Raw genomic sequence first — 853 nt, forward strand, 5'->3', positions numbered from 1 at the left:
GGCGGTGGGTGTGGACATGATCGGCGGCTTCGTAACGGACTTGCATGGGACTGCATAAGCAGCAATGGGGCTAATCCTAAATTAGATATATCGATATGAAAAATCGTGATTTAGAATGTGAAGTATCGGTTCAACGGATATTTAATCGAGATGACCCCGGATCAACTTATAACGTTCGCCGCCGTCGCTGAGCATCGCAACATCAGCCGGGCGGCGGTGGCGCTGCATCTGTCGCAGCCGGCGGTGTCCGGCCAGCTGAGGCAATTGCAGGACGAGTTCGGCGAGCCGCTGTATCAGCGCGATGGCCGCGGGGTGCGGCTGACGCCAGCCGGCGAGCAGCTCGCCGCCTATGCGGCGCGGCTGCGCGACACCTGGCGGCAGGCGCATGCCTATCGCGACGCGCTGCGCGGTCTCGAACAGGGCACCTTGCGGATCGGCGCGAGCACGACGCCGGCGAGCTACCTGCTGCCGTACCTGATCGCCGAATTCCATCGCCGTTATCCGCACGTGAGCGTGCATACCGCCAACGGCAACACGGCCGAGATCGTCGGTGCGCTCGGCTCGGTCGACATCGCGATGATCGAGGGTCCCGCCGGCGCAGATCTGCCGCCGGACACGGTCGTCCATGCGTGGCGCGAGGACGAGATCGTCGCGATCATGCCGCGCTCGCATCCGCTCGCGCAGGCGGACAATGGCGGGCGCATCGAGCTGGCCGCGTTCGGCGCGTATCCGCTGGTGCTGCGCGAGGAAGGCTCGGGCGTGCGGCAGACGGTCGAGCGCGAGTTCGCGCGCGCGGGCGTGCCGATGCGCGTGGCGCTCGAAATCGCGGGGGTCGAAGGGGTGAAGGAGGCGG

At 65.8% G+C, this 853-nt stretch carries 1 protein-coding gene; it reads left to right on the forward strand.

What is annotated here, in order from left to right; all coding sequences use genetic code 11:
* Positions 1-150: 150 nt before the first annotated feature.
* On the forward strand, positions 151-853 hold a 703-nt coding region (locus tag F6X40_RS41575; RefSeq protein ID WP_187631903.1), incomplete at its 3' end, for a LysR substrate-binding domain-containing protein.

The sequence above is a fragment of the Paraburkholderia sp. UCT31 genome (genome assembly GCF_014397655.1).
Lineage (GTDB): Bacteria > Pseudomonadota > Gammaproteobacteria > Burkholderiales > Burkholderiaceae > Paraburkholderia > Paraburkholderia tuberum.